General features: G+C 64.2%; 26 protein-coding genes. 6 read left to right on the plus strand and 20 right to left on the minus strand.

All coding sequences use genetic code 11. The annotated features are described in order from the left end of the window. Positions 1-14 precede the first annotated feature (14 nt). From ftsH to tolQ, 10 genes are all read right to left on the minus strand, one after another. On the minus strand, positions 15-1,937 hold the full coding sequence (gene ftsH, locus K408_RS0100695; protein ID WP_024337633.1) for an ATP-dependent zinc metalloprotease FtsH: 1,923 nt from the start codon (positions 1,935-1,937) through the stop codon (positions 15-17). A gap of 276 nt (positions 1,938-2,213) precedes the next feature. Further along, complete coding sequence (gene tilS, locus K408_RS0100700; protein WP_024337632.1) at positions 2,214-3,269, minus strand: tRNA lysidine(34) synthetase TilS; 1,056 nt, start codon at positions 3,267-3,269, stop codon at positions 2,214-2,216. Between the two features lie 85 nt (positions 3,270-3,354). After that, positions 3,355-4,431 carry a tol-pal system protein YbgF gene (ybgF, locus tag K408_RS0100705; protein ID WP_024337631.1) on the minus strand — a complete coding sequence of 359 codons (1,077 nt, stop codon included), beginning with the start codon at positions 4,429-4,431 and terminating at the stop codon, positions 3,355-3,357. Between the two features lie 207 nt (positions 4,432-4,638). Further along, a complete protein-coding gene (gene pal, locus K408_RS0100710; protein ID WP_024337630.1) occupies positions 4,639-5,127 on the minus strand; it encodes a peptidoglycan-associated lipoprotein Pal in 489 nt (162 codons plus the stop codon). 257 nt (positions 5,128-5,384) lie between these two features. Continuing rightward, entirely contained in the window at positions 5,385-6,116 is a 732-nt protein-coding gene (locus K408_RS0100715; protein ID WP_024337629.1) for an N-acyl amino acid synthase FeeM domain-containing protein, read from the minus strand. A 144-nt stretch (positions 6,117-6,260) separates the two neighbouring features. Continuing rightward, complete coding sequence (locus K408_RS0100720; protein WP_024337628.1) at positions 6,261-8,591, minus strand: putative bifunctional diguanylate cyclase/phosphodiesterase; 2,331 nt, start codon at positions 8,589-8,591, stop codon at positions 6,261-6,263. Positions 8,592-8,846: 255 nt separating this feature from the next. Then, on the minus strand, positions 8,847-10,211 hold the full coding sequence (tolB, locus tag K408_RS0100730; RefSeq protein ID WP_029673942.1) for a Tol-Pal system beta propeller repeat protein TolB: 1,365 nt from the start codon (positions 10,209-10,211) through the stop codon (positions 8,847-8,849). Between the two features lie 23 nt (positions 10,212-10,234). Next, positions 10,235-11,194 (minus strand): hypothetical protein, encoded by a 960-nt coding sequence (locus tag K408_RS0100735; RefSeq protein ID WP_024337626.1) that lies wholly within the window; start codon positions 11,192-11,194, stop codon positions 10,235-10,237. Positions 11,195-11,198: 4 nt separating this feature from the next. Then, the gene (gene tolR / locus K408_RS0100740; protein ID WP_024337625.1) at positions 11,199-11,651 is read right to left on the minus strand and encodes a protein TolR; all 453 of its coding nucleotides are present in this window, start codon (positions 11,649-11,651) and stop codon (positions 11,199-11,201) included. Between the two features lie 43 nt (positions 11,652-11,694). Beyond that, complete coding sequence (gene tolQ, locus K408_RS0100745) at positions 11,695-12,411, minus strand: protein TolQ (RefSeq protein ID WP_014492404.1); 717 nt, start codon at positions 12,409-12,411, stop codon at positions 11,695-11,697. Positions 12,412-12,865: 454 nt separating this feature from the next. Here tolQ and K408_RS0100750 point away from each other — a divergent pair, with 454 nt between their 5' ends. Next, positions 12,866-13,384, plus strand: coding sequence for a DUF2231 domain-containing protein (locus tag K408_RS0100750; protein ID WP_024337624.1), 519 nt, complete (start codon positions 12,866-12,868; stop codon positions 13,382-13,384). 12 nt (positions 13,385-13,396) lie between these two features. Here the strand turns inward: K408_RS0100750 and K408_RS0100755 are convergent, their stop codons facing one another. From K408_RS0100755 to K408_RS0100775, 5 genes are all read right to left on the minus strand, one after another. After that, complete coding sequence (locus K408_RS0100755) at positions 13,397-14,164, minus strand: serine acetyltransferase domain-containing protein (RefSeq protein ID WP_024337623.1); 768 nt, start codon at positions 14,162-14,164, stop codon at positions 13,397-13,399. Positions 14,165-14,403: 239 nt separating this feature from the next. Beyond that, positions 14,404-14,895, minus strand: a complete 492-nt coding sequence (locus K408_RS0100760; RefSeq protein WP_024337622.1) for a DUF2852 domain-containing protein — start codon at positions 14,893-14,895, stop codon at positions 14,404-14,406. A gap of 120 nt (positions 14,896-15,015) precedes the next feature. Then, positions 15,016-15,756, minus strand: a complete 741-nt coding sequence (locus K408_RS0100765; protein ID WP_024337621.1) for a TetR/AcrR family transcriptional regulator — start codon at positions 15,754-15,756, stop codon at positions 15,016-15,018. Positions 15,757-15,946: 190 nt separating this feature from the next. Beyond that, on the minus strand, positions 15,947-16,312 hold the full coding sequence (locus K408_RS0100770; protein ID WP_024337620.1) for a YciI family protein: 366 nt from the start codon (positions 16,310-16,312) through the stop codon (positions 15,947-15,949). Positions 16,313-16,370: 58 nt separating this feature from the next. Beyond that, positions 16,371-16,775, minus strand: coding sequence for a YciI family protein (locus K408_RS0100775; RefSeq protein ID WP_024337619.1), 405 nt, complete (start codon positions 16,773-16,775; stop codon positions 16,371-16,373). A gap of 532 nt (positions 16,776-17,307) precedes the next feature. On the opposite strand from K408_RS0100775, the gene K408_RS0100780 reads away from it, so the two are divergent. The 4 genes from K408_RS0100780 to K408_RS0100800 all read left to right on the plus strand — a co-directional run bounded on the left by K408_RS0100780 (position 17,308) and on the right by K408_RS0100800 (position 21,318). Beyond that, positions 17,308-18,972 carry a methyl-accepting chemotaxis protein gene (locus tag K408_RS0100780; RefSeq protein ID WP_024337618.1) on the plus strand — a complete coding sequence of 555 codons (1,665 nt, stop codon included), beginning with the start codon at positions 17,308-17,310 and terminating at the stop codon, positions 18,970-18,972. Positions 18,973-19,148: 176 nt separating this feature from the next. Further along, positions 19,149-19,937: an SDR family NAD(P)-dependent oxidoreductase gene (locus tag K408_RS0100785; protein WP_024337617.1), complete on the plus strand. Its 789-nt coding sequence runs from the start codon at positions 19,149-19,151 to the stop codon at positions 19,935-19,937. A 122-nt stretch (positions 19,938-20,059) separates the two neighbouring features. Next, positions 20,060-20,494 carry a hypothetical protein gene (locus K408_RS0100790; RefSeq protein WP_024337616.1) on the plus strand — a complete coding sequence of 145 codons (435 nt, stop codon included), beginning with the start codon at positions 20,060-20,062 and terminating at the stop codon, positions 20,492-20,494. A gap of 473 nt (positions 20,495-20,967) precedes the next feature. After that, positions 20,968-21,318 carry a hypothetical protein gene (locus K408_RS0100800; protein WP_024337615.1) on the plus strand — a complete coding sequence of 117 codons (351 nt, stop codon included), beginning with the start codon at positions 20,968-20,970 and terminating at the stop codon, positions 21,316-21,318. A gap of 71 nt (positions 21,319-21,389) precedes the next feature. Here the strand turns inward: K408_RS0100800 and K408_RS0100805 are convergent, their stop codons facing one another. The 4 genes from K408_RS0100805 to K408_RS0100820 all read right to left on the minus strand — a co-directional run bounded on the left by K408_RS0100805 (position 21,390) and on the right by K408_RS0100820 (position 24,212). Continuing rightward, positions 21,390-21,803 (minus strand): VOC family protein, encoded by a 414-nt coding sequence (locus K408_RS0100805; RefSeq protein ID WP_024337614.1) that lies wholly within the window; start codon positions 21,801-21,803, stop codon positions 21,390-21,392. A 30-nt stretch (positions 21,804-21,833) separates the two neighbouring features. Beyond that, positions 21,834-22,373 carry an SRPBCC family protein gene (locus K408_RS0100810; RefSeq protein ID WP_024337613.1) on the minus strand — a complete coding sequence of 180 codons (540 nt, stop codon included), beginning with the start codon at positions 22,371-22,373 and terminating at the stop codon, positions 21,834-21,836. A gap of 190 nt (positions 22,374-22,563) precedes the next feature. Then, entirely contained in the window at positions 22,564-23,847 is a 1,284-nt protein-coding gene (locus K408_RS0100815; RefSeq protein WP_024337612.1) for an RNA polymerase sigma factor, read from the minus strand. Then, a complete protein-coding gene (locus tag K408_RS0100820) occupies positions 23,844-24,212 on the minus strand; it encodes a YciI family protein (RefSeq protein ID WP_024337611.1) in 369 nt (122 codons plus the stop codon). The genes K408_RS0100815 and K408_RS0100820 overlap by 4 nt, the downstream gene beginning before the upstream one ends. Before the next feature lie 139 nt (positions 24,213-24,351). Between K408_RS0100820 and K408_RS0100825 the strand changes: the two genes are divergently transcribed. Further along, positions 24,352-25,317: a 2-hydroxyacid dehydrogenase gene (locus tag K408_RS0100825; protein ID WP_024337610.1), complete on the plus strand. Its 966-nt coding sequence runs from the start codon at positions 24,352-24,354 to the stop codon at positions 25,315-25,317. Positions 25,318-25,332: 15 nt separating this feature from the next. Here K408_RS0100825 and K408_RS0100830 read toward each other — a convergent pair whose 3' ends face one another. Continuing rightward, on the minus strand, positions 25,333-25,977 hold the full coding sequence (locus K408_RS0100830; protein ID WP_024337609.1) for a TetR/AcrR family transcriptional regulator: 645 nt from the start codon (positions 25,975-25,977) through the stop codon (positions 25,333-25,335). Positions 25,978-26,067: the final 90 nt, after the last annotated feature.

Here is a 26,067-nt window from a genome sequence, read left to right on the forward strand (position 1 = left end):
GTGCCGCTGATCGGTTACGCCTGCGGCTGCGGCTCCAGGCCGGGATCCGGATCGGGCCGCGGGCGCGACTTGCCGGCCGGGGGCACGGCGGAGGCGCGCGGCGCGGTGGGCTCGAGCACGGACTCGCGGTTCGGCTTCTTGCCCTTGAGCAGATCGACGATCTCCTCGCCGGTCAGCGTTTCGAATTCGAGCAGGCCCTTGGCGAGTGCTTCGAGGTCGGCGCGCTTCTCGGTGAGAATGCGGGTCGCTTCCTTGTAGCCCTCCTCGACCAGACGCTTGATCTCGGAGTCGATCTTCTGGACGGTCGCCTCGGAGGCGTTCTGCGTCCGCGACACCGACATCCCCAGGAACACCTCGTCCTGGTTCTCGCCGTAGGAGACCGTGCCGAGCTCTTCCGACAGGCCCCAGCGCGTCACCATCATGCGGGCCAGGCGCGTCGCCTGCTCGATGTCGGAAGCAGCGCCCGAGGTCACCTTCTCGCGGCCGAATATCAGCTCTTCGGCGACGCGGCCGCCCATCATGATGGCGAGGCGCGAAGTCATCTGCTCCAGCGACATCGACAACTTGTCGCGCTCCGGCAGCTGCATGACCATGCCGAGCGCACGGCCACGCGGGATGATGGTCGCCTTGTGGATCGGATCGGTCGCGGGAACGTTGAGGCCGACGATGGCGTGACCGCCTTCGTGGTAGGCCGTCAAGAGCTTCTCTTCCTCGGTCATGACGAGCGACTTGCGCTCGGCACCCATCATGACCTTGTCCTTGGCTTCCTCGAACTCGGCCTGCGTCACCATCCGCTTGTTGCGGCGGGCGGCGGTGAGCGCAGCTTCGTTGACGAGGTTCATCAGGTCGGCGCCTGAGAAGCCCGGCGTGCCGCGCGCGATGGTCTTGAGGTTGATATCCGGCGCCAGCGGCACCTTGCGGACGTGAACCTTGAGGATCTGCTCGCGGCCGACGACGTCGGGATTGGGCACCACGACCTGACGGTCGAAGCGACCCGGACGCAGCAGCGCGGGATCGAGCACGTCGGGACGGTTGGTCGCGGCGATCAGGATCACGCCCTCGTTGGCCTCGAAGCCGTCCATCTCGACCAGCAGCTGGTTCAGCGTCTGCTCGCGCTCGTCATTGCCGCCGCCGAGTCCGGCGCCGCGGTGACGACCGACGGCGTCGATTTCGTCGATGAAGATGATGCAGGGCGCGTTCTTCTTGGCCTGCTCGAACATGTCGCGGACGCGGCTCGCGCCGACGCCGACGAACATTTCGACGAAGTCCGAACCGGAGATGGTGAAGAACGGCACGTTGGCCTCACCCGCGACCGCACGCGCGATCAGGGTCTTGCCGGTGCCGGGAGGGCCGACCAGCAGCACGCCGCGCGGAATGCGGCCGCCGAGACGCTGGAATTTGCCGGGGTCGCGCAGAAATTCGACGATCTCCTGCAGGTCCTGCTTGGCTTCGTCGACGCCGGCGACGTCCTCGAAGGTGACGCGGCCATGCGCTTCGGTGAGCATCTTGGCGCGCGACTTGCCGAAGCCCATCGCCTTGCCGGCGCCGCCCTGCATCTGCCGCGACAGGAAGATCCACACGCCGATCAGCGCGATGAAGGGCAGCCAGGAGACCAGGAGCGAGACGAACCAGGGCACGTTGTCGCCCGGCGGCTTCGCAGTGATCTGCACCTTGCTGTCGTAGAGGCGCTTCACCAGCGTCGGATCGTTCGGCGCATAGGTCTGGAAGCTCGAGCCGTTGGTGAAGGTGCCGTGGATGTCCGGCCCCTGGATCACGACGTCGCGCACATTGCCGCGGTCAACCTCGCTCAGGAGCTGGGAGAAGGCGATGTCCTGCGAGGACGCCCGCTGACCCGGATTCTGAAAGAGCGTGAACAACGCCAACAGCAGCAAGACAATGATGACCCAGAGGGCGAAATTGCGCAGATTGGCGTTCATCGATCTTCCTTCGTGGTCGCGCGGATCGCGGCCGTGATCCTTGGGCAGTTGATTTGGTCAATGCGAGGAAATCCCAAGGAATCCTCATCGTTAGACGGATACAATTTAGGTGCCGTCCCGGTCGCTGCCAAGAGAACGAGATGGGACTATTTATCCCATCCTAGAGCGATTCCCGCGGAAATAATGGCGCCCTATGGCGGGTTTTTCCGGCCTGGTTAAGGTGGCCTGACGGCGTGGATGCGAAACCGCCGGTGCCATGATCCGCCGCATTCGCGCTCATCGCCCGGTGCGCCGCCGGGCCGGCGCCGGCGCGATGTGGATACGCCCGCCGGCAAGGCTGATCAAGGCTCCTGCAAGGGTCTGCTTCAGGGCCGGCCGGCCGGCGCGGGCGCGCAGACTTGCGGCCATGGCCTCGTCCAGTGCGGACACCAGGGTTTCGACCTTGCCGAGTTCCGCCGGTCCCTCATGTCCGAGCGCGTCGATGGCCCGCAGCAGAAGCCGCAGCCGGACCTCCTCCGGGAGGGCGGCAAAGGCCGAAGCCTCGAAGCTCCGGACGCCCGCCTGCGGCGCATCGCCGCGATCCCGCAAACGGAGAAAGCGCTCGGCGCCGTCGGCCAGCACCTCGACTGCCGCATTGGCGCGCGCCAGCCTTGCCGCGAGCCGCGCCAGATTTCTGCTGTCGCCGCCCTCGGCGGCGAGAAGCGGCAGCAGCGCGCGCAGCCGCGGCCGGGTGAAGGCGGTGTCCCGGTTGGTGGGGTCGTCGACGAAGCCGACCTTCGCCCGCCTCAAGGTTGCGATCAGCTGCGATTTCGGAACATCGAGCAGCGGGCGCGCCAGGACGATGCCGTCGCGCTCGCTGAGGGGCGCCATGGCCGACAACCCGGCAAGGCCGCTGCCGCGCAGGAGGCGCATCAACAGGGTCTCCGCCTGGTCGTCGCGGGTGTGGGCCGTCAGCACATGGCTCGCACCCGCGGCACGCGCGGCCTCAGCGAGCAGGCGGTAGCGGGCCTCGCGCGCTGCCGCAGGCAGCCCGGTCTTCGGTTTCGCACCGCGCCAGCGCGCGGTCCGGTGCGGCAATCCGAGCTCGGCGGCGAGCCGCTTGACCTCGCGCGCCTCGCGGGCCGCTTCCGGGCGCAGGCCGTGATCGACCGTGACGACGGTGAGTTGTGGACCCCGCGCAAGGCTGCGCTGCCAGCGCGCAGCAAGCCACATCAGCGCGACGGAGTCGGGGCCGCCGGAGACGGCGAGCACCAGCGCCGGCGCAGCTTTCAGGCCGGCGAAAAGCCGCCTCGCCTCGCGCGCTGAGATCGGTGAATTGTCGTCGTCTGACATGACGCGGCCCTGACACTCGCCGACGGACGGTTGCGTGTTTAGCGCAGCGCACTCCGACTTGTCATGCTTGTCATGCCCCTGGAGGTCAGCACTTCACCCGCTTCTGCTCGCGATCGACCGCGGCTTTGACGCCGGCGGAGGCGCGCGGATATTTGCGGCCGACTTCGCCGAAGGCGGCGCAGGCGGCCTCCTTCTCCTTCAGCGCGGCAAGCGACTGGCCGAGCCGCAGCAGCGCATCCGGCGCCTTGGCCGATTTCTCGTATTTGGTGGTGACGGCGAGGAAGGCTTCCGCGGAATCGCGATATTGCTGGCGCTGGAAATAGCTCTCGCCCAGCCAATATTGCGCGTCTCCGATAAGCGGGTCGCTCGGAAATCTCTGCGTGAAGTTCTTCATGGTCTGCTCGGCCAGGGCATAGTCCTTGCGCTGCATGTAGCCGATGCCGAGGTCGAACTCGTCGCGCGGCGTTGCCGACGGCGGCAAGGTGGTCAAGCCGGCGCCGCCGGCCGGCGCCGGATAGCCGGATTGCGCCGGCGGGTAGCCGGGCTGCGCTGCTGACGGCACACCTTGCTGGTAGCGGGGGCTGGTGTTGGCGAGATCGAGCGGCTCGCCGGCATTGCGGCCGCCGGGCGTCCCGCTCGGAGCTCCTGCCGGCATCGGCTGCTGCCCGCCGCCGAGCGCGCGGGGCGCACCGGGCGCATTTGGATTCTGGTTCGGGTCGAACGCATCGCCACGGCGGCGCGTGCCGGGAGCGCCGGGCGCCGGCTGCTCCTGAATGATCGGGGCGGGAGATGCGATCTGCGGCTGCTCGTAGTTCGGCTGCACCGGCGGCTGCCGATGGCCCGGCGCGGCTTGCCCCGGTGCAATCTGGCCCGGCGCGATCTGCGCGGGCGGCATCGCCGCGACGTTGGGCGCCTGTCCGGGGGCGGCCTGCGCGCCGCCTTCGAGCGCCCGCAGCCGCTCCTCGAGTTGCCGGTTGCGGTATTGCAGCTCCTCGTTCTGGCCGGTGAGCTGGCGCAGCCGATTCTCCAGCCGCTCGATCCGCAACTCGGCGTCGCCATCGTCCGACTGCGCAAAGATCGACTGCGCAAACGCGGGCGAGCACAAGGAGAGCAGCGCGACGGTCGCCACGGTACCGCCAAAGACCTTAAATCTGGATGACATCTTGCCCTGACGACAAAAGCGGAATGGCCTGCGACGGAACGTTCGACGCGCCACACATCGAAGTGCAGTACGCCAAAAATGTGACTGGTACAAAGGGGTTTCTGTCACAGAATGCTGAAACGAAACCGGCGCCCGAGAGGGCGCCGGCATCATCCAATTCGAAAGCTGAACGGCGCCTGACTGAACTGCCAGAGACCTGACCGAATATCAGGAGCTCGCGTTCAAGACGGTGACGGCGCGACGGTTCTGCGACCAGCAGGAGATATCGTTACAGACGGCAACCGGCCGCTCCTTGCCATAGGAGATCGTGCGCATGCGGTTCGGATCGATGCCGCGCGAGGCGAGGAACGAGCGCACCGACTGGGCTCTCCGGGCGCCGAGCGCGATGTTGTATTCGCGGGTGCCGCGCTCGTCGGCATGACCTTCAATGGTGAAGCTGTAGCGCGGATAACTCTGGAGCCACTGTGCCTGCTTCTCCAGGGTCACGATCGCCTGCGGGGTCAGATCGGTCTGGTCGCTTTCGAAGAAGACGCGGTCACCCACGTTGACGACGAAATCCTGCTGGCTGCCCGGCGTCGCCGCATTGGCCATCGCATCCGTCGCGGCATTCTTGTTGGCGCAGGCGCCCATCGACAGCGCGACGGCGAGCACCGCGGCCAACTTCAATCCCTGGAGGATACGCATAGGATGTTTCATTCCGGAGCCTCCACGCTCACGTTAGTCCACTGCTGTCCGGTCTACAGGGGGTTGGTTAAGCGAACGTTCCGTCAACCTTGACGGAACCTTGCCGCAGCCAGTCAAATGCCCCCAACCAGCGAAAAGCAACCGTGATGGTTAATGATTTGTAAATGTGGCGCCAAGGTGAAGGCAAGCGGGTTGATGACGAAAACCCCCGTTCCGCCAGGATAGCCTGGCGGCCAGGGCGGCTGAAGTCCCGCTCACAGACCGAGGATTCAGGCCTGCGCGGCTGCGCCGGCAAGGCGAATCGGTCGCGCAGGGGCGATCCGCTGCGTGCTGCGTTCAAACAGCATCCGCCGCTCAAACGCACTCGATCGCATGATGGGGAAACGCGTCAGGATCCTGTCCCGGACCTTAGGGTAATCCGAGGCCATCAGGACCGCCTTCTTCGTCGGCCAGCCTGGAAAGGAACGCGGTTCGGTGAGCGTCTCGGACAGGAACACGCGGCGGTAGAACGCCTGATGATCGGTTCGCACCATCGAGAGCCCGACATCGGCGTTGAAGTGTTCGCAGGCCACGAAGGGAAGCCGCACCGTCAGATAAGGCAGTTCGGGGAAACGCTGCTGCATTTCCGGATCAGCAACGAATCGACATGGGTCGATAAAGACCTCGCCTCGGTCCAGGCGGGGATGCAGCACGTCGCCGAACACCTCGGTCGTGTAGGACATCCGCCATTCGGATGTCAGAACGTGGATGCGGACGGAACTGCAGAGTTCGTTGTCGACGTAGACTCCGAAATTCCAGACGTTGGGCGCGTCGTCGAAACGGTCGGTCACCCGCTGCGATTCCGACGGCGGAATCAGCCCGGCCTGCAAATAGGCCCGGTAACGCATCAGATGGAGGCGATCCTTGTCTTCCGGCGTTTCGATGAGCCGATAATCGAGACGCTCAAACAGCGCGGCTCCGCGTGGAAGAAGCGCCGTCTGCGGTTCGGCCCCGGACTTCATCTATAACCCCTACGCTGCTAGCAACTTCCGCGAGTGAGCGTAGATTAATGGTTCCTTAACGCAATTGCAAAGTGTTAGAATTGTTAGGGTTAACCTTTTGGGCCCGTAAGAACCCGGCAGAGACCTTGAGAAGTCGACGGAGGGTCAGGCGATCGATCGCGCCGAGGCTGCGACGGCCTGATCGTTGCCGCCGCGAACGCCGTAGGAGGCATTGAGTAGCTGACGAATGCGCACGGCCGGGACAGGCCGGCTGAACAGATAACCCTGAGCTTCGGTCACCGTCCCGTCGGCATTGATGAGTTCGAGTTGCTCGTTGGTCTCGATTCCTTCCACCACCACCGACATGCCCAGGTCGGCGGACAGCCGCGCCACACCTCGGAGCAGTGTGAGCGGACGGTCCGAGTCGATGCCTTCAAGGAAGGAGCGGTCGATCTTCACCTTCTGCATCGGGAAGTTGTGCAAGTAGCTGAGGCTGGAATAGCCGGTGCCGAAATCGTCGAGCGAGATGCGAACGCCGAGCGCATGCAATTGCGACAGGATGTCGTGGGTGAGCTGGGTGTTGCGCAGCAGCGAGGACTCTGTGATCTCGATCTCCAGTCGATGCGCCGGCAGGCCCGACACTTCGAGTGCATAGCGGATCTCGCTCAGCACGTCGCGCTGATGGAATTGCTGCGGCGAGAAGTTGACGGCGACGCTGACGCCCTCCGGCCATTTCATGCATTCCATGCAGGCGCGGCGCAGGATCCAGCGGCCGAGATCGACGATGAGGCCCATGTCCTCGGCGACCGGTATGATGTCGACGGGCGAGACCGTGCCGCGCACCGGATGATTCCAGCGCAGCAGGGCCTCGCAGGTGGTGATCTTGCCGGATTTCAGATTGACCAGCGGCTGATAGAACAGCTCGAATTCCTCGTTGGCGAGCGCCTTGCGCAGGTCGAGCTCGAGAATGCGCCGTGCCTCGACGGTCGCCGCCATCTCGTCGCGGAAGAAGCAATAGGTGCCGCGGCCGTCGGCCTTGGCCCGGTACAGCGCCATGTCAGCATTCTTGAGCAGGGTGTCGGCGCTGGTGCCTTCCGGCGAGGTCAGTGCGATGCCGACGCTGGCGCCGATCTCAACCAGGTGATTGTCGATGCGATAGCGCTCGCTCAGGCGCTCGACGATGCGGCGGGCGAGCGCTGCGGCGTCCTCGGGGGCATTGAGGTTCTGCTGGAACACGACGAACTCGTCGCCGCCGAACCGGGCGACGAAATCCTCCGGCCGAAGCATCTCGCGCAGGCGGTTGGCGACGGCGCACAGGAGCTGGTCGCCGCAGGGATGGCCGAGCGTATCGTTGACCTGCTTGAACTGGTCGAGGTCGATGAACAGCAGCGCGGAGAGCTGCTCCGCGTCGTGTGAGACGGCCAACAGGTGCTCGATCTCGTCGCGGAAGCTGACGCGGTTCGGCAGCGCCGTGAGATCGTCGAAGCGGGCCATATGGCTGATCCTGGCCTCTGCCGTGCGCCGCTCCGTAATGTCCTCGAGCAGCACCACCGCACCGCCATCAGCCATCGGTTGGACGGTCCAAGACAGCGAACGGTTCCTTTGTGGATCGGGGTCGGTGGTAATGATCTCCTTCGCGTGCGCGTTTTCGATGTCGGCAATTATCGCCTGGCCGCTCGCGGCCGAGATCGATCGCGCTTCGACGCATGCGGCGACGACATCGCGCGCAGTCGTGCCGTTTTGGGCGAGATCGTCTGGCAGGCTCATCATGGCGGCGAAGCGGTGGTTCATCACCGCGAGCTGACCGTCGATGCGAAACATGCAGAGCCCGTGCGGCATGTTGTTGAGCGCCGTGTCGAACTGGCCGGCGAGTGCGGCCTCGCGTTCGCGTGCGACAACGGCGCGCAAGAAAATCTTGTGCAGATTGCCGGAGAGGCGCATGACCGAGAAGAGGAACGCGGCGCACACGACGGACATCGCGACGTAGTAAGGCGTGCGGTGCAGCGCCAGCGCGATCACGGCCGGTCCAAATATCAAAGTGGCTTGCAGACGAAATATCGACTGTCGTCCATAAGCTCTTCCGGCGCCTCCCGCCACGATTCCCGTTGTGACCGAGAGCGCAATCATGTGAGCGATGGCATCATCGTTGCTCAACAGCGTCGTGGAACACCACAGACCGATCACAGCGGCCTGGATGAGCGCTCCGATCTGATAGCGCTTCTGCCAACGCGCGGCCTGTTCCGCGCTCAGAACCGATTTCTGGGCCTGGTACCGGCTCAGATCGAAGGCGCGTATGGCGCCCGCAAGAATGAGGAGCGGGACAAAGCCCCAGAGCAGCATCTGTCCGGTCTTGAGCGCCGTCAGGGAGGCCGAGAACGCCGAGAAGACAATGCCGGTAAGCACCGTGCCGGGAGCCTCGAACAGCGAATCGGTCAGCGCCGCCGAAATCGTCGGCGAGGCCTGCCCCTGCTCTCCGCTCTGGCTTGCGAACTGCATTTTGGTTTGTACGCGCGTCCTGTTCAGCGCGTAGTCTTACCGAGCCGAGATGAAGCTTTTCTGAGGGAACATCGTTAAAGTCGAGTTGTTTTTCGGCAATGGCGAAGCTATTTCCGCTTACAAATCAAGCAACTAGGCAAGCTCTGCCGGGCACAGGGTGAAGGAAGTGTTGCTGTTCGCGCGGAACGCGAAAAAATCGGCGCGCTTTTTCGAAAACATCGCGCGTCTGAATGCGCGATGTTTCAACTGCGATCGTCAGCCCGACGTCGAGGACAATAGCGGCGACCATGCGGGATCCGAGGCGAAGCCAGGCGTCGGCACCTTCAGCTCGTTGCGTCCCGAAATGTCGACGGTGTACAGCGACGGTCCGCCGTTGCCGCCGGGATCGCGGAAGAACATCAGCACGCGGCCGTTCGGCGAGAAGGTCGGGCCCTCGTTGTGGAAGCCGGAGGTGAGCAGCCGCTCGCCGGAACCGTCCGGCTTCATGACGCCGATCGCGAACTGCCCGCCGCCCTGCCTGGTGAAGGCGATGTAATCGCCCTTCGGCGACCACACCGGCGTCGAATAGCTGGCATTGGTGTCGTCCTTGGAGAAGGAGATGCGCTGCGCCTGCCCGCCGCCCGCCGCCATCACGTAGATCTGCGACCGGCCGCCACGATCGGATTCGAAGCAGATGCGGGTCCCGTCCGGCGAGTAGGACGGCGACGTGTCGATCGCCGGCGTGTCGGTGAGGCGCGTGGTCGAGCGCGAGCGCAGATCCATCACGAACAGGTTGGAATTGCCGCCCTGCTGCAGGCTCATGATGACGCGTTGGCCGTCCGGCGAAAAGCGCGGCGCAAAGGTCATGCCGGGGAAATTGCCGACGATCTCGCGTTGGCCGGTCTCGATGTTGTAGAGATAAACCTTCGGATCACCCTGGCCGAACTCCATGTAGGTGATCTCTTGCGAATTCGGCGAGAAGCGCGGCGTCAGCACGAGGTCGGAGCCGCGGGTCAGGTAGCGCACATTGGCGCCGTCCTGGTCCATCATCGCGAGCCGCTTGACCCGGCGCTCCTTGGGTCCGGTCTCGTCCACGAACACGACGCGGCTGTCGAAATACCCCTTCTCGCCGGTCATCCGCTCGTAGATCTGGTCGGAGATGATGTGGGCGATACGCCGCCAGTATTCCGGCGAGGTGAAATATTGCTGTCCGGTGAGCTGCTGGCCGGAGACCACGTCCCACAGGCGGAATTCGGCCTTGAGGCGGCCGTCCGGCTGCCGCGTCATGCGACCAGTGACGAGGGCCTGAGCGTTGATGGTTTTCCAGTTCTGGAATTGCGGCGCAACGTCCATGTTGCTGATGCGCTCGATGAAGGCGGCCTGGTCGATCGGAGCGAACAGGCCCGAGCGCTTCAGATTGTTGGTGATGACTTGGGTGACGCCGTTGCCGACTTCGCCATCGGAAGGCGATCCCGGCAGAAAATTGGTGATCGCGATCGGGATCGGCTGGAACGCCGTAGGATCGATGCGGATGCGGCCGTCCTGGCCTTGAGCGAAGACCCGCCCGCCTCCGAGCATTGCAAGCCCCGATCCAGCCAGGGTCATGAAGCGGCGGCGGTTGATCGATCGGACGTCATTCATTGCAAAATTCTTTTGTTCGGATGTCACAACATGTCTTTCAGGCCGAAAGTCATCGGGATGAGCTTCCAGCTCTCGTATTGCTGCTTCGGCATGAACGAATAGACCTGACACTGCACGATGGCGCGCTTGGCACTCTCGGCAATGGCCTGAGCAATCGAGCGCGACGGTCCACGCACTGCGACGACAATCGGCTCCGAAGCCAGCGATCCATCGATCTTCATGGGAATGTCGATATCGGCTTCGTACTGGTCGGCGTCCTGCCCGTTGTATGTGGGTGTGAAGCAGCGCTTGACCGCGCCCTGGAAAGCACCGCGCCAGGTCGCGACATTGCTGGCGGCAGTTCCGGTGGCCGCTCCCAGCGAGGCAGACGCATTCAGCGCGGAGCCGGCGAGCTCGTGCCGGGTCGCGGCGCGCTTGTCGAGGTCGCGCTGGATCTGGGCGGGATCGAAGGTGCGCTCCTTCGGCTTGGGCTGCTGCTGAGGGTGCACCGCCGCAACCTTTTGCTCCACGGGCTTGGGCGGCGGCTTCTTGGTCTCAAGCTTCTTCTGGAGCTCAGCGATCGGATCTTCCTTGGCCGGATCAGGCTTCTTTTCCTGCGGCTTCGGCTCTTCCTTCGGCTTCGCCTCGGCGACCGGCTTGGGGGGCTCGGGCTTCTTCTCCACCGGCTTCTCGGCAGGCTTCGGCGGCGGCTCCGGTTGCGAGTTGGTCTTGATCAGCTCCTTCTTCTCGGTGACCTTGCCGACGGCGTCCTCTTCGGGCTTCGCTTCCGCGATCTTCTCGACCTTCGGCTTCGGCTCTTCCTTCTTTCCGGTCTTCTGCCCCGCCATCATCTGCGCCAGCTGATCGGTGGAAATGATATCGACGGGAAGCGACTCCTCCGGCGCGATATAGGCCTTGCTGCTAAAGGTCAGCAGACCCCATCCCAGCACGAGGACGTGGAGAGCAATCGACGCAACGAGTGTCTTGTCGACGTTCACCTTCACCGGCCTAGGACCCCTGATCCGCTTCTGTGACGAGGGCGAGCTTCTTGAAGCCGGCGCCCGAGAGCTGGCCCATCACCTTGGCCACGGTGCCGTAATCCGCCTTCTTGTCGGCGCGCAGATAGATGCGTTCCTCGAGCCCGCCGCGCGCGTCGGTGATCGCCTTCAGCTTGGGGATCAGCTCGTTGATGGCGATCTCGGAGTCGTTGATGAACACCTTGCCCTTGATGTCGACCGAGAGCTGGATCGGCTTCTGATCACTGTTCTCGATGCTCTTGGCCTGGGTCTGCGGCAGATCGAGCGGCACGCCGACCGTCAACATCGGCGCCGACACCATGAAGATGATGAGCAGCACCAGCATGACGTCGACCATGGGCGTGACGTTGATTTCGGCCACGACGGGCTTGCGCCGGCCGCGGCGTCCGCCGCCTCCGGATGAACTTGCGACGTTCATGCCCATGGTCTGGTGCCCAAATTGCCCTTCACACTATACATGCCGTCCGTCAGCCACGCTCGTCGATCTGACGGGACAGGATGGCTGAAAATTCATCGGCGAAACCCTCCAGGCGCTGGGCCTGCCGGTTCACCTCGGAGGTGAACTTATTGTAGAAAATAGTGGCAGGAATGGCGGCGATAAGGCCGACGGCGGTCGCAAACAACGCTTCCGCGATACCGGGAGCGACCACCGCCAAAGAGGTATTTTTCGACGCCGCGATCGACTGGAAGCTCGACATGATGCCCCAGACCGTGCCGAACAGGCCGACGAAGGGGCCGGCGGAGCCGACGGTCGCCAGCACCAGCAGGCGCCGCTCCAGCCGTTCGACCTCGCGTGCGATCGAGACGTTCATCACCTTGTCGATACGCATCTGCAGGCCCGCGACCGAGCGGGCATGGCTCTCGAAAGAACGCTTCCACTCGCGCATCGCGGCCACGAAGCAGGCTGCCATGGAATGCGTGGGCTTGGCCGAGAGCGTTCGATAGAGCTCCTCGATCGACTCGCCGGACCAGAACGCCTGCTCGAACCGGTCCATCGAGCGCCGGGTGCGCGCATAAAGAAAGATCTTGTCGATCGCGATGGCCCAGACCCAGACCGAGCAGGCCAGAAGCCCCAGCATCACCGCTTTCACGATCCAGTGAGCCTGCCAAAACAGCGCAATCAGCGATACGTCGGCGGAGGCAGCAACCGGGAGGGCTGACTGAGCCACGTCGGCCGGATTCATGAGCAGTATCCTCTCAAGGCGATCGTTACCTATTGTCCTCGGCCAGCAAATCGCCGCCGGTGTTCCCCAACCGCCGCGCTAGAACCGGCGCGGCCGGCAAGCCCGCTCAAAGCCTCGTCTTTTTGGGGTGCAGGGCTCGTCCAAAGGCTCGTCCAAAGCCGGTCGCCTGCATTCCCCGCCAAGATGTCAAAACTAAGGGCCTCGACACGGCTTCGGGCGCGACTGTCCACTCTTACCAGAGCCCGGCGTTGGTTAATGCGGGGTTACCGGCGGCGAATTTGGCTCCGGGAAAGGCAGGCAGCGCAGGGAGATGGGGCGGCCCGCTGCCGCCCGGTCATGGGATTTCAGCCCTGCCGTTCGCGCATCAGAAGGAGAGCGTCCGCCCCGGCGCCGGTAGGAACCAGCCAGAGGGCGGAAAATTGTCTGGGAAACTCACCTTTGGCGAGGTCTTTCCATGAGCATCAACCCCAAGACGACCGCCGCGGTCGGCGATCATCCCCTGCATCCCATGCTGATTCCGTTCCCCGTTGCATGCCTGGTCGGCGCACCCATCACCGATCTCGCCTTCATTGGAACCGACGACGCTTTCTGGGCCCGCGCCGCGATGTGGCTGATCGGCGCCGGCATCGTCATGGCGCTGGTTGCCGCCGCCGCCGGCTTTGTGGACTTCTTCGGCGAACCCCGCATCCGCAGTCTCAACGATGCCTGGTACCACATGGTCGGTAACCTTGCGGCAGTTGTGCTGGCCCTCGTCAATTTCTACCTCCGTTACGCACAAGGTGCGGAAGCTGCGATCAAGCCATGGGGCGTGGTGCTGTCCCTGATCGTGGTCGGCATCCTGCTGTTCACGGGGTGGAAGGGCTGGGAAATGGTGTATCGGCATCACGTCGCGGTGCTGGATGCGCCGGGCCAGACCAGCTCGGAGCCCGTCACGCCGCATCATGGCGGCGAAGGTCGCCGCCGCGCGGCCTGAGCGAGCGGCACGTCAGGCCGCCGAGGCGGGCTCGGGGCAGTTGGTCAGCCGCGCAGGATTGCCGACCGCCGTGCAGCCGGCGGGGACGTCCTTGCTCACAAGGGTGCCGGCGCCGATTTTCGCATGAGCGCCGATGCTGATGTCGCCGAGGATGCTGGCGCCCGCACCGATATAGACGCCACAGCCGATGCGGGGCGAGCGCGCCGGCAGTTCGCTGCTGCGGCCGATGCTGACGTTCTGGAGAATGGTGACGTCATCGCCGATGACGGCGCCGGCGCCGATCACGATGCCGGTGGCGTGGTCGAGATAAACGGCGGATCCGATGCTGGCGGCCGGATGAATGCTGACCTGGAGCACGTTCGACGCCTCGTTCTGAAACAGCAGCGCCGCGTCACGATGGTCATGCCGCCAGAGCCAGTTCGAGACGCGCCAGGCCTGCAGCGCGAGGTAACCCTTGTAATGCAGCAGCGGCTGCAGCAGGCCCGCCGCAGCGGGGTCGCTGCGCGAGACGGCCTGCAAGTCTCGTCCGGCGGCTTCGATCAGGTCCGCCTCGCCGCGAAAGGCATCGCTGGCAAAGGATGTGAAGCGCGTGCGTTCGGCGCCGGCGCCGCCGAGCCGCTGCCCGATCAGATCGGCCAGGGCGGCGGCGAAATCGTTATGGGTGAGGATGGCGCCCGCAAGAGCCCGGCCGAAGACAGGATCGGCAATCGTCGCGCGCTGAGCCTCGCCACGGATCGCCTGCCAGACGGCGTCGCTCGCCAGTGTCGCAACTTGCGCCATCGTCGCCTCCGCTCCGCGTGCATCTGTGGCGGCGAATATAGGCGATCCAGGGCGAGGCGCCAGTCTTGCATCCGGGCGAGCTTTCGCTCGCGAGTCGCAGATGGACGAGAATGCCTGCGAACGAGCTCTGTCTGGCATCTTGGCGCTACAAGCCGAACCGCCCGCCTGCGGGTTGCGCAGGCGGGCGGCTCGGGGCCATCAGGACTTTGGGGGCATGCGCCTGAAGGCTTTGAGAGGTGTCAGCCCTGCTGCTGGTCGGTCGGCGGCGGGGTCGGACGCGTCTTGTGCTGCGCCATGAACTGGTCGAACTCTTCCTTGTCCTTGGCGTGACGCAGACGGGTCAGAAAGTCCTTGAACTCACGCTGCTCTTCCTCGAGGCGCTGCAGCGTCTCGGCGCGGTATTCGTCGAAGGCGCGGTTGCCGGAGGACGGCGGGCCGAAGCCAAACCCGAAGCCGCGACGCTCCATGCGGTCGCGCATGCGGTCCATCTTGTACTGCATCTTTTCCATCTTGTTCTGCCAACGATCCGGATGGCTCCAGCACGACATTCTTCTGCTCCCGAGTGTGAAAAAGAGAAGGGCAAGCCCGATCGGCCACCAGATGATGAACCCGAGAATGGTCACGGCGATCCAGCCCGGATGCCAGGGCGTATCGAGCATGCGGGGACGATCGTAGCGTTGGTATTGGTCCGAAGGGCCGCGCCATCGATTGACATCAGCGGTGTAGGCCATTTCCCTCTCCATCACGGCACCAGCGCCGTTGTGAATGTAAATAACATTTACATAGCTAGACCATCCCGCGATTTTGTCAAGCTGGCCGCCAGACACGCCCGCGTGATTATTTGCGCAATCTTATTTCGGCTTGCCCCAGGGACCGCCCGGCGGCAGGCCCGATCCGGAGGATGCCTCAGGTGGCACGGGCGGCGGCTCGGCGCTCTTGCCTGCCGGACGACGGTCGGTCGGAAAACCGAGGCCGCGCAGATAGATCAGCACCTCGGCCTCCAACAGCTCGTCGGGCGACATCGGCAGCTTTCGTCGGGCGGCGTCGCCGCGGGAAAATAGCGAGGCGACGCCATGCGCCATGGACCAGATGTGAAGCGCCATCATCATCGCCGGCGGCCGAGGCGTGCCCGGCGGCGTCAGGGCCGCGAGCCGCTCGGCCGCAGCGCGAATGATGTTGAAGGCCCGTTCGCTAGCCGCCTGGAGTGCGGGATTCACATCCACCGGCACGCCCGATTCGAACATCGCGTTGTAGAAGGCGGGCTCCTCGCGGGCAAAGGCGAGATAGGCCTTGCCGACGCGTTCGAACGCGGTGACCGTATCGGGGCGACCGTCGTCCCAGGCCGCGCCAAGGCGCGCCTCGAACTGCTCAAAGCCGCGCTGGGCGATCGATGACAACAGTTCGTCTCGGTCGCGGAAATGCCGGTATGGCGCCGCCGCGCTGACGCCGGCCATCCGGGCGGCATCGGCAAAGGTGAAGCCCGCTGCGCCTTTCTCGGCGATCAGGCCGAGAGCGGCCTGCAACAGGGCCTCCTTCAGATTGCCGTGGTGATAGCCGCGCTCGGCGCGGCGCTGCTCCTTGCGCCAGCTCATGTGAAAGAGCTTTACATGAGCCGGACGTGAACGTCACTAGCGCCGATGGGGCGTGATTAACCCGGTATTCTCTGCAGCCACCCGGGGCGATGCGCCAGCATCGAACTACGCTGCGCGCTTGCGAACCTGAGATTCTCGAAATCCGGGTTCGATCCTGCGAACCGCCCGGAATGACAGCCCCTTGCCAACACTAAATCTGAGGAACCGGCAGCACGGGCATGATCTCGATCGCCTCGCCGGGAAAGATCGCAAAATGCGGATGGTTCTCGAACAGTCTTGCAGCTTCCTCCTGCGAGGCGGCGCGCACCACGGTGAACCCCGTCAGGGCGTTGCTGACCTCCGTGATGCCATTCGCGTCGATCCTGCGTGTCTTGCCGAGCGGGCCGCCCATCTCGACGATGACGTCCTTGTGCTTCTCGACCCAGCGGTGCCAAGCGGCCATGCCCTCGCGCTCCATTGCCTTCCGTTCCGCCTCGGGCCTCGCATGCCAGGCCTTCATCTTTTCGCCGCTCATGCTGCCGAGGTAGACGGCAAGGAATGTATGTCCGGTGCTCATCGGTCTCTCCCGTGTTGAAGTCTTGATGACGGCCGCGAGCTCATCGCGACCGTGGTGGCTATGCCTTCAGGCCGTCGAGACCCGCGGCGGCCGCCTGCACGTCAGGCGGAAAGTCGCTCATCTCCTGCACCTGCCGGATCTCGATGATTTCGTTCGGCGTAGCCGGGCACTTCGTCGCCCAGGCGATCGCTTCCTCGCGCGAGGCGACCTCGATCATCCAGTAACCGCCCAGCACTTCCTTGGCCTCAGCGAACGGCCCGTCGGTGACGACGGGCACTCCGGTCGCAAACGAGACGCGCGCGCCCATCGAAGGCGGATGCAGGCCGTCGAGCGTGATCAGCACGCCGGCATCCTTCAGCGCCTCGTTGTATCGCATCATCGCGGCAACGCGTTCTGGATCGAGCTGCACGTCCGGCGGTGCGCTCTCGTAGCCGAGCGGGATCATCAGCATCATGAATCGCATGAGTATTCCTTGCCCTCGTCGTCGGGGAGAGCGGCGGCGGAACCGTCCGCCCTCGCCTCCAAGACGAACAGACGTCCAAGGAACCGAAATGCGGACGAGAATTTCTGGGACGCAACAGGCTCGGCTGCCCGAAGAAATGGCCCGCCGGCTCGCGACACCAAAGGAATTGCGCCGCGCAACTAGTTCCGGGTCGGGAACTGAGCTGCGAAGCTTATGCCACGAGATTATGCTTGGGCCCAATCAGGCGGCCGCCAGCAATCGATCCTCAGCAGCCAGAGGGTCGAATGGCGCACCTGCAAGGAAAAATAATGCGCGATCCTCCCGTACAACTACGGGTCGCCTTGTGAACGTCATCGTGCATATGGAACGGAAACGCCTGTTAGTTGAATGACTTGGACAACGCACCGTAAAAGCGCGGGCCTCGGCCAAGCGTTCGCAAGGTTTACAGATGCTCAAGAAGAGCATGCAACTTTTTCTTCAAGGAAGCCGGTATCACGGTCCTCCAGTTTGCCAGTAATATTGCGGAGCTCACGTGTTCAATTTCCAGAGCAAGAAGGTCAGGCACGCTATCGCAGAGGTCGAGGCGCTCAACCGTTCGCAGGCCGTGATCGAATTCGACCTCGACGGCACCATACTCGACGCCAATGAGAACCTGCTGAAAATGAGCGGCTACACGCTGGCCGAGATCAAGGGCAAGCATCACAGCATGTTCGTCAGCCCGGCCGAGCGCGAGAGTGCCTGCTATCGCGACTTCTGGGCCAGCCTCAACCGCGGCGAGTTCCAGACCACTCAATACAAGCGCTTCGGCAAGGGCGGGAAGGAAGTCTGGGTCCACGCCTCCTACGCGCCGCTCCGCGATGAAAGCGGCAAGGTCGTCAGCTTCATCAAATTCGCGACGGACATTACGGCGTACAAGATCAAGAGCATGGAGGATTCCGGCAAGATCGCCGCCATCAATCGCGCGCAGGCGGTGATCGAGTTCAACATGGAAGGCACCATCATCACCGCAAACGAGAACTTCCTGAACGCCATGGGTTACTCGCTCGACGAGATCAAGGGCAAGCATCACAGCGTGTTCGTAACGCCGGAAGACCGCGCCAGCCCCGCCTATGCCGCTTTCTGGGCCAAGCTGAACCGCGGGGAGTACGAGGCGGCCGAATACAAGCGGCTGGGCAAGGGCGGCAAAGAAATCTGGATCATCGCCACCTACAATCCAATCCTCGACGAGAACGGCAAGCCATTCAAGGTGGTGAAGTTCGCCACCGACGTCACCGCCCAAAAGATGAGGGCCGCCGACAATGACGGTCAGCTCGCCGCCATCCAGAAATCGCAAGCCGTGATCGAATTCAACATGGACGGCACGATCCGCACCGCCAACGAGAATTTCTTGAAGGCGATCGGCTATTCGCTGGCCGAGATCAAGGGCCAGCACCACTCGATGTTCGTCGAGCCGAATGAGAGGACTTCGGCGGCCTATCGCCAGTTCTGGGAGACCCTCAATCGCGGCGAATACCAGGCCGCCGAATACAAGCGGATCGCCAAGGGCGGGCGAGAGGTCTGGATCCAGGCATCCTACAACCCGATTCTCGATCTCAACGGCAGGCCCTACAAGGTGGTGAAATACGCCACCGACATCACCGCCCAGGCGATCGGCCGCAAGAAGGCCGACAATGCGCGCGGGCTGATCGACGCGGTTGCGGCCGGCAGCGAACAGATGAGCGCCTCGATCCGCGAGATTTCCGAAACCATGGCGAAATCGCGCGAGACCTCCAAGGTCGCGACAGCGCGGGTCGAGTCCGCGGACAGTCAGGCCCAGAAGCTGGCCACGGCAGCACAAGCAATGAGCGGCATCGTGGAGATGATTTCCGGCATCACCAGCCAGATCAACCTGCTCGCACTCAACGCCACGATCGAATCCGCCCGCGCGGGCGAGGCCGGCCGGGGCTTCGCGGTGGTCGCCTCCGAGGTGAAGAACCTCGCGAGCCAGGCCAAGCAGGCGACCGACACGATCACCTCGGAGATCGATGCCCTGAACGTCATCTCTGGCGACGTCGCCGGATCGCTCACGGCGATCAAGGCCGCGATCGCCGGCGTGAACGAGTTCATCGCGTCCACCGCCGCCGCAGTCGAGGAGCAGAGCATCGTGACGGCTGACATGTCAGCCAACATGCAGCGCGCCTCGGCGGAGCTGGCATAGGCGCGACCTTCCGCGATCTCGGCCATTCTTCCGGGACCGCTGAACAGCGGGTGCCCTCAGGGTGACGGTGCAAGCGCGAACTCCGGCATAGGCCCTTCCTCGTCGGGACGAAAGCGAAGTAAAAGGCGCTGGCCGCCCGACAAGCTTCCGTTTCCGCTAGAAGGACAGATCAGCAAATGCCGCAAGCCCCGCACAAAGTCGCCCTCGTCACCGGAGCCGCCCGCGGCATCGGGCTTGCGACCGCGAAGAAATTCCTGGCCGAGGGCTGGCGTGTGGCGCTGCTCGACATCGAGGGTGAACTGCTCAGCCGCGCCGTCGCCGAGATCGGTCGAGGTGAGGCGACGCTGGCGCTGACCTGCGATGTCTCGGACGCAGCCGCATTGAGCGATGCGATGGGGGAGATCGAGGGCCGGTTCGGCCGGCTCGATGCGCTCGTCAACAATGCCGGCATCGCGGTGTTCGCACCGCTGATGGAGACATCGGAGGCCGATTGGCGGAGCGTGCTGGACGTCAACCTCACCGGCCCGTTTCTCTGCACCAAGGCCGCGGTGCCCCTGATGCGCGAGGGCCATGGCGGCGCCATCGTCAACGTCACCTCGATCTCGGCGGTGCGCGCCTCGACGCTGCGCTCGGCCTACGGCACCAGCAAGGCGGGGCTTGCGCACCTCACCAAACAGCTCGCCGTGGAGCTCGCCTCACTCAACATTCGGGTCAACGCGGTCGCACCGGGACCGGTCGATACCGCGATGGCAAAGCAGGTGCACACCAAGGAGATCCGCGCCGACTATCACGACGCCATTCCGCTCAACCGCTACGGGCTGGAAGAGGAACTCGCGGAAGCGATCTATTTTCTGTCCTCGGCAAGCGCGAGCTACATCACCGGCCAAATTTTGGCCGTTGATGGCGGCTTCGATGCGGCGGGCATCGGCCTGCCGACGCTGCGTGGCCAGCGACGGAATGGGTAGGTCTGCAATAGCAGGGTGGATTAGCCGCAGGCGTATTCCACCTCATTGCGATCGCTGGAAAGAGACAGATGGTGGAGTTGCGCCTGCGGCTGACCCATCTACAAGAGCGAGCTGGTGGCTTCATGCGACGTATCACCTGCCTTAAGGCCCTGATGCTCGCATCGGCAATCGCCGCCACGCCGGCCGCCGCCGAGATCCGCATCATCCAGTCTCCGGGCGGGCAGGTCGGCCCATTCCTCGACTTGTTCGAGAAGGTGCGTGATAGCGGCGAGCGCGTGGTGATCGACGGTCCCTGCCTGTCCGCCTGCACGCTGGTGCTGAGCATCGTGCCGGGCGAGCGCATCTGCGTCACCAAGCGCGCCGTGCTGGGCTTCCACGCCGCGCGCTCGGTAGATCGGCGCGGACGTTTCTATGCCGAGCCGGAGGCATCGGTTGCGGTGCTTGCTGCCTATCCCGGCCCGGTGCGCGACTGGATCAGCCGCCGCGGCGGCCTGAGCTCACGGCTGTTGCTGTTGAAGGGGCGCGATCTCGCCGCGATCTATCCGCGGTGCCGGTGACGAGCTCGCCAGCCAGTTCGGCTCTTCGGCCTGGCCTTCCGAGCGTCCGGCTAGTTCCGCCCGCTTTCGCGAGAACCACGTCACGCTATTGTTTCAGAACCGTTTTCAGAAGAGAGTCTGAACCACCGGCCCCAGCTTCATGCTGACGCAGATGAGCATCCCCCAAAGTGCGAAATTGATCTGCAGCGCCGCCGCCATCGGTCGCTCCCTTCCAAGTCGCCCCACCCCAGTTTGTAGCTTTTGTGAAGCACAATTAGCGATTCTGACGCGCGGATCACAGCCCAATATTGCGCCACTTGTTGTGCGGCGCAGTTGGTTTCACGAAGCGGCCTCACTGCGCCCGCAAAGTGATGCGAAGCACGCTCCATTCGGCCATGCCGGCGCATTTGCTTTGTCTTGAGTTCCAACGATCGGACGCGGTGGCGCGCATTTCACGCGGATTCTGCGCGTCCCCTACGTAACAAAGGCGCGGCATGATTCGACACGGCTTCATCTTGCTTATTTTTTGCACAGCGCTGATCGGATGCGCCGACGCTCCAGCCCAGGAACGTCGCTCCATCGCCTGGGACGGTCTTGGCAAGGATCCCAATCGTCCTCATGCCGCGAAGCGGCGCGCCACGAATCACGCGCCCGCAGCACCTGATCCGAATCAGGAGCGGGAAAGGGTGCTCGGCACATTGCGCCCATATTCCGAAGCATGGTGGGCGGTCCATGACGAAATACAGGCGGAGAATGACCGGCAGCTCGGCAGCAAGCTCGTGATCTGTCCTCGCTGCGTGGACTCGTCGCCGCTGCGCGAGGACGTCACCGGTTCAGTCCGTTGACGGCGATCCCCTCTCCCGCGGCATTGGAGAAGCGGGATCGCCGCTCAACGGAATGCGCTCGATCGCGCCCGTCACATTCCCTCCGCCGGGCAGTTCACCATCCAGGGAATGCCGAATTTGTCGACGCACATGCCAAAGCCCCTGGCCCAGAAGGTCTTGCTGAACGGCATGGTGACCGAGCCGCCGTCGGCAAGGGCATTGAACTTTCGCTCGCCATCCGCGGGGTCCGTGACCGTGAGCGAGATCGAGAAACCCTGCGGCTTCTGAAAGTGCTCCGCGGGCGCGTCGGAGGCCATCAGCACGCCGCCGTCGGGGAGTGACATCCGCGCATGCATGATCATCTTCTCACGGCCGGGCGCGGCCGGCACCTCCGGCGGCGCCTCCGATGAGCGCATCATCGCTTCGATCTTGCCGCCGAGAACCTTGGCGTAATAGGTGAACGCCGCTTCGCAGGTGTCCTGGTAGAACAGATAGGGATTGAGCATCGTTTCTCTCCTCTTCGCTTCCAGTGAGGCTTAGTGCTTCTCGGTGAGCTTCTTCAGGCTGGCGAGACCAGCCTCGAAATCCTTGCCGATCATGCTGTCCATGTTGATGAACACCTGCATCAGCTTGGACAGGAACGGGGCCGGACCGTACATCGCCCACGTGACGAGTGTGGCATCGCCTTGCGGCACAAAGGTGAACTCGGCGGTGTTGTGGCCTTCGAACGGCCGCTCGAAATCGAGCTTGATGCGGAGCTTCGAAGGTCCGCTCGCCTCGAGGATCTCCATCCGGCCGGCGCCGACATTGTTGTTGCCGTCCCAGGCATAGGTCGCGCCCTTGCCACCGGCAGGTCCGCCGAACGTCCGCTTCATGGCGGGATCGCGGCTCTCATACGGTGACCAGGCGGTCCAACGGTGAAAATCGGCGACCTGCGGATAGATCGCATCGGCCGGCGCCTTCACTGCCAGGCTTCGCTCGACGCGGAACGTGTCGGGTTTGGTCAGGGCGAAGACGAGGACGGCAGCGACTCCGACGGCGAGGACGATAGCGATGATGGAAAAGACTTTCAGCATGGATGACTCCCCCGATACGGAACTAGGACGAAGGCGAGGAGCCGGGGCCGACAAGGCGACGTGAAATTTTTGGCGCACCGCCCCTCCCACGTCATGGGCGTTGTCCCGGCCATCCGCGTTCTTCAACCTCGATGGCAAGTCGTGGATACCCGGGTCAAGCCCGGGCCTGACGGCGGAGATGGTCTTCGCCTCACTTGGCCTTGGCGCTTTCCTTCTTCGACTGGCTGTCCCGGATCAGGCGATCGAGATGCATACGAATGTGAGCGGCTTCGGCGGAGGTATTCGCGAGCGCGATGGCCCGGTCGAAGGCGACGCGGGCTTCAGCGTTGCGGCCGAGCTGCATCAGGAAGGCGCCGCGCACGCCGTAGAAATGGAAATAGTTGGCGAGCTTCGTTGCCAGCGGCTCGATCAGATCGAGCGCAGCCTGCGCCCCGCGCACCTTGGAGACCGCAACCGCGCGATTGAGCGTCACCACCGGCGAGGGCTGCACCACTTCCAGCGCGCCGTAGAGCAGATCGATCTGCGCCCAGTCGGTCTCTTCCGGCGTCGATGCGCGCGCATGCAGCGCCGCGATCGCGGCCTGGATCTGATAGGGCCCGCTGCGGTGGTGGCGCATCGCCTTGTCGATCAGCGCGAGACCTTCGGCGATCATCGTGCCGTTCCACAAGGAACGATCCTGATCGTCGAGCAGGATCAGCGAACCGTCCGCGGCAAAGCGCGCGGCGCTGCGGGCGTGCTGCAACAGGATCAGCGCCGTCAAGCCCATGATCTCCGGCTCGCTCGGAAACAGCCGCAGCAGCAGCCGCGCCAGCCGGATCGCTTCCTCGCAGAGCGGCTTCCTGATCTCCGCGGTGTCGCCACCCGCCGAATAGCCTTCGTTGAAAATCAGGTAAATCATCGCCGCGACGCCGGCGAGCCGCTCGGAACGCTCGACCGCGCCGGGCGTCTCGAACGGTGTCCCAGCCTCGGCGACCTTCGCCTTGGCCCGCGTAATGCGCTGCTCCATCGCGGCTTCCGAGACCAGGAACGCGCGAGCAATCTGCTTCACGGTGAGGCCCGAGACGATGCGCAAGGCCAGCGCGATCTGCTGCGTCGCCGGCAGTTGCGGGTGGCAGCAGATGAACATCAACCGCAGAATATCGTCGCGATAGTGCGAGCCGTCGAGGCGCTCGGCCAGCGCACCCTCGGCATCGTCGAGATCGGAGATGGCCTGGTCGTCCTCCGGCAGCGGCTGCTGCTTGCGGGCGCGGCGCACCTCGTCGATGGCGACGTTGCGGCCCACCATGATCAGCCAGGCCGCGGGATCGCGCGGCGGACCGTTCTGCGGCCAGGTCTTCAGCGCGCGCAGGCAGGCGTTCTGAAAAGCCTCCTCTGCGGTGTCGAGATCGCGAAAATAGCGCAGCAGCGCGCCCACCGCCTGCGGTCGCGCCGAGGTCAGCGCAGTCTCGATCCAGGCGGTGTCGGCCTCGCTCACGTTAGATTTCCTCCGGGCCGGAATACGCCCACCGGACGCACCTCATAGGCACCGCCGGGATTGGCTGCGCCCAGCTCGCGAGCGACGTCGAGCGCATCATCGAGGTTCTTGCAATCGACGATGTAGAAGCCGAGCAGCTGCTCCTTGGTCTCGGCATAGGGGCCGTCGAGCACCAGGGGCGGGTCCTCCTTGCGCAGCGTCGCCGCCGCGGTGGTCGGCAGCAGCCGCGCGACCGGACCGAGCCGTCCCTGCTTGGTGAGCTTCTCCTGCACAACGGCGAGCTTCTTCATCACGGCCTCGTCCTGGTCCTTGCTCCAGGAGCCGACGAAATCCTCATCGTGGTAGCAAAGAATGGCGTAGAGCATGGGCGGCACTTTCCTCGTCTGTTCTGAAGACGCGCCAATATGCCCCGTGCCGACAGGACTGCGGAAAAAATTTGCAAGAAAAATCCGGCAGATCGTGCCAAGGAGAGCCTACTCGAGCGGAACCTAAGAGGCACTTCGAATGACCCCGGGCACACTGGCCGTCCTGATCAACAGCACGCAGCAGAACTGGCTGCCGGAGCGATGGAAGGCCCGGTTCGAAACGGTCTGCGGGGACCGCCGAGTGGTGCTGCTGCCCGATGCCGGGCTCGATCCGGCGGAGGTGCACTACGCCGCGGTGTGGAAGCCGGCGCCGGGCGCTCTCGGCGCGTTCCCCAATCTGCGTGCGATCTTCAATCTGGGCGCCGGCGTCGACGCGCTGATGGCCGACAAGAGCCTGCCCGAAGTGCCGCTGGTGCGCGTCGCCGTGCCCGATCTCACCAATCGCATGACCGAATATGTCGTGCTGCACGTGTTGATGCACCACCGCCAGGAGCTGTACTTGCGGGAGTGCCAGCGCGCGAGACGTTGGGAGCCCAGATATCAGTGGTCGGCGAGCGCGATCACGGTCGGCGTCATGGGGTTGGGCACGCTGGGAGCCGATGCGGCCGATGTGCTGCGGCGGCTCGGCTTCCGTGTCGCCGGCTGGAGCCGCAGCCCGCGGACGATCGACGGCATCGAATGCTTCCATGGCGCCGCCGGGATGGACGCGTTCCTGCGCACGACCGACATCCTGGTCTGCCTGTTGCCGCTGACGCCCGACACGCACGGCATCCTCAACCGCGACGTCTTTGCAAAGCTCAACCGCAACAGCCCGCTCGGCGCGCCCGTGCTGATCAATGCCGGCCGCGGCGGCCTGCAGAATGAAGCCGATCTTCTCGCCTGCCTCGACGACGGCACGCTGGGCGCCGCCTCGCTCGACGTCTTCGTGCAGGAACCGCAGCCGGTGGACAGCCGGTTTTGGACCCACCCAAAGGTGGTGCTGACCCCGCACAACGCAGCCGATACCGATGCCGACGCAATATCAGCCTATGTCGCGGAGCAGATCGCGCGGTTCGAGGCCGGCGGGGCGCTGGAGAATGTGGTGGATCGAGCAAGGGGATATTGAAGCTTCGCTTCCAAGCTACCCTTTGGTCCCGATCATCACATCGATCGCACCCTTCACGATCGCCTCCAGCTCCTTGCGCGGCACGCGGGCGCGCGAGCGGATCGCAATGGTGTGAATGGTGGCGGATGCGATCTGCGCCAGCGCGAATGGATCTGCGCTCTCCGGCAACTCTCCCTTGTCCTTGGCGCGGCGGAAGCAACTGGCAAAGGCTTTATCGAGCCCGGTGAGGCCGTCCAGCACCATGGCGCGAATCTCGGGATCGCCGACGGCTTCGGACGCCGCAGTCACGACTGTGAAGCAACCGCGCGGTCCGGTGTCGCCGGACAAATAGATGTCGAGCGCGGCAGCATAGATGCGCTCCAGCCGCTGACGCAGCGGCATCTCCTCGCGGAAGATCGCACCGATGGCCGCGCCCGCCTCGTCGCGATAGCGCTGATAGCTCTTGATGTAGAGCTCACGCTTGTCGCCGAAGGCGCCGTAGAGGCTCGGCCGGTTCATGCCGGTTGCTGCGCTGAGATCGTCGAGCGAGGTGGCTGCGAAGCCTTGCTTGCGGAACAGGTCAAGCGCCTTTCCGAGCGCGGTGTCGGGCTCGTAGCTGCGCGGGCGGCCACGACGCTTGGGCTGGCTGGCAGCAGCTGGCGGCTTCGATTTTTGTACCATCTCGCAAATTATTCCTTGACCGCGGATATATTATGCAGGATGGTACATAAATCAATCTGGCCAGGTTGAGCGACACCCGAAAAGGAATTG

Origin of the sequence: Bradyrhizobium sp. in8p8 (assembly GCF_000426845.1) — a bacterium.
GTDB lineage: Bacteria > Pseudomonadota > Alphaproteobacteria > Rhizobiales > Xanthobacteraceae > Bradyrhizobium > Bradyrhizobium japonicum_C.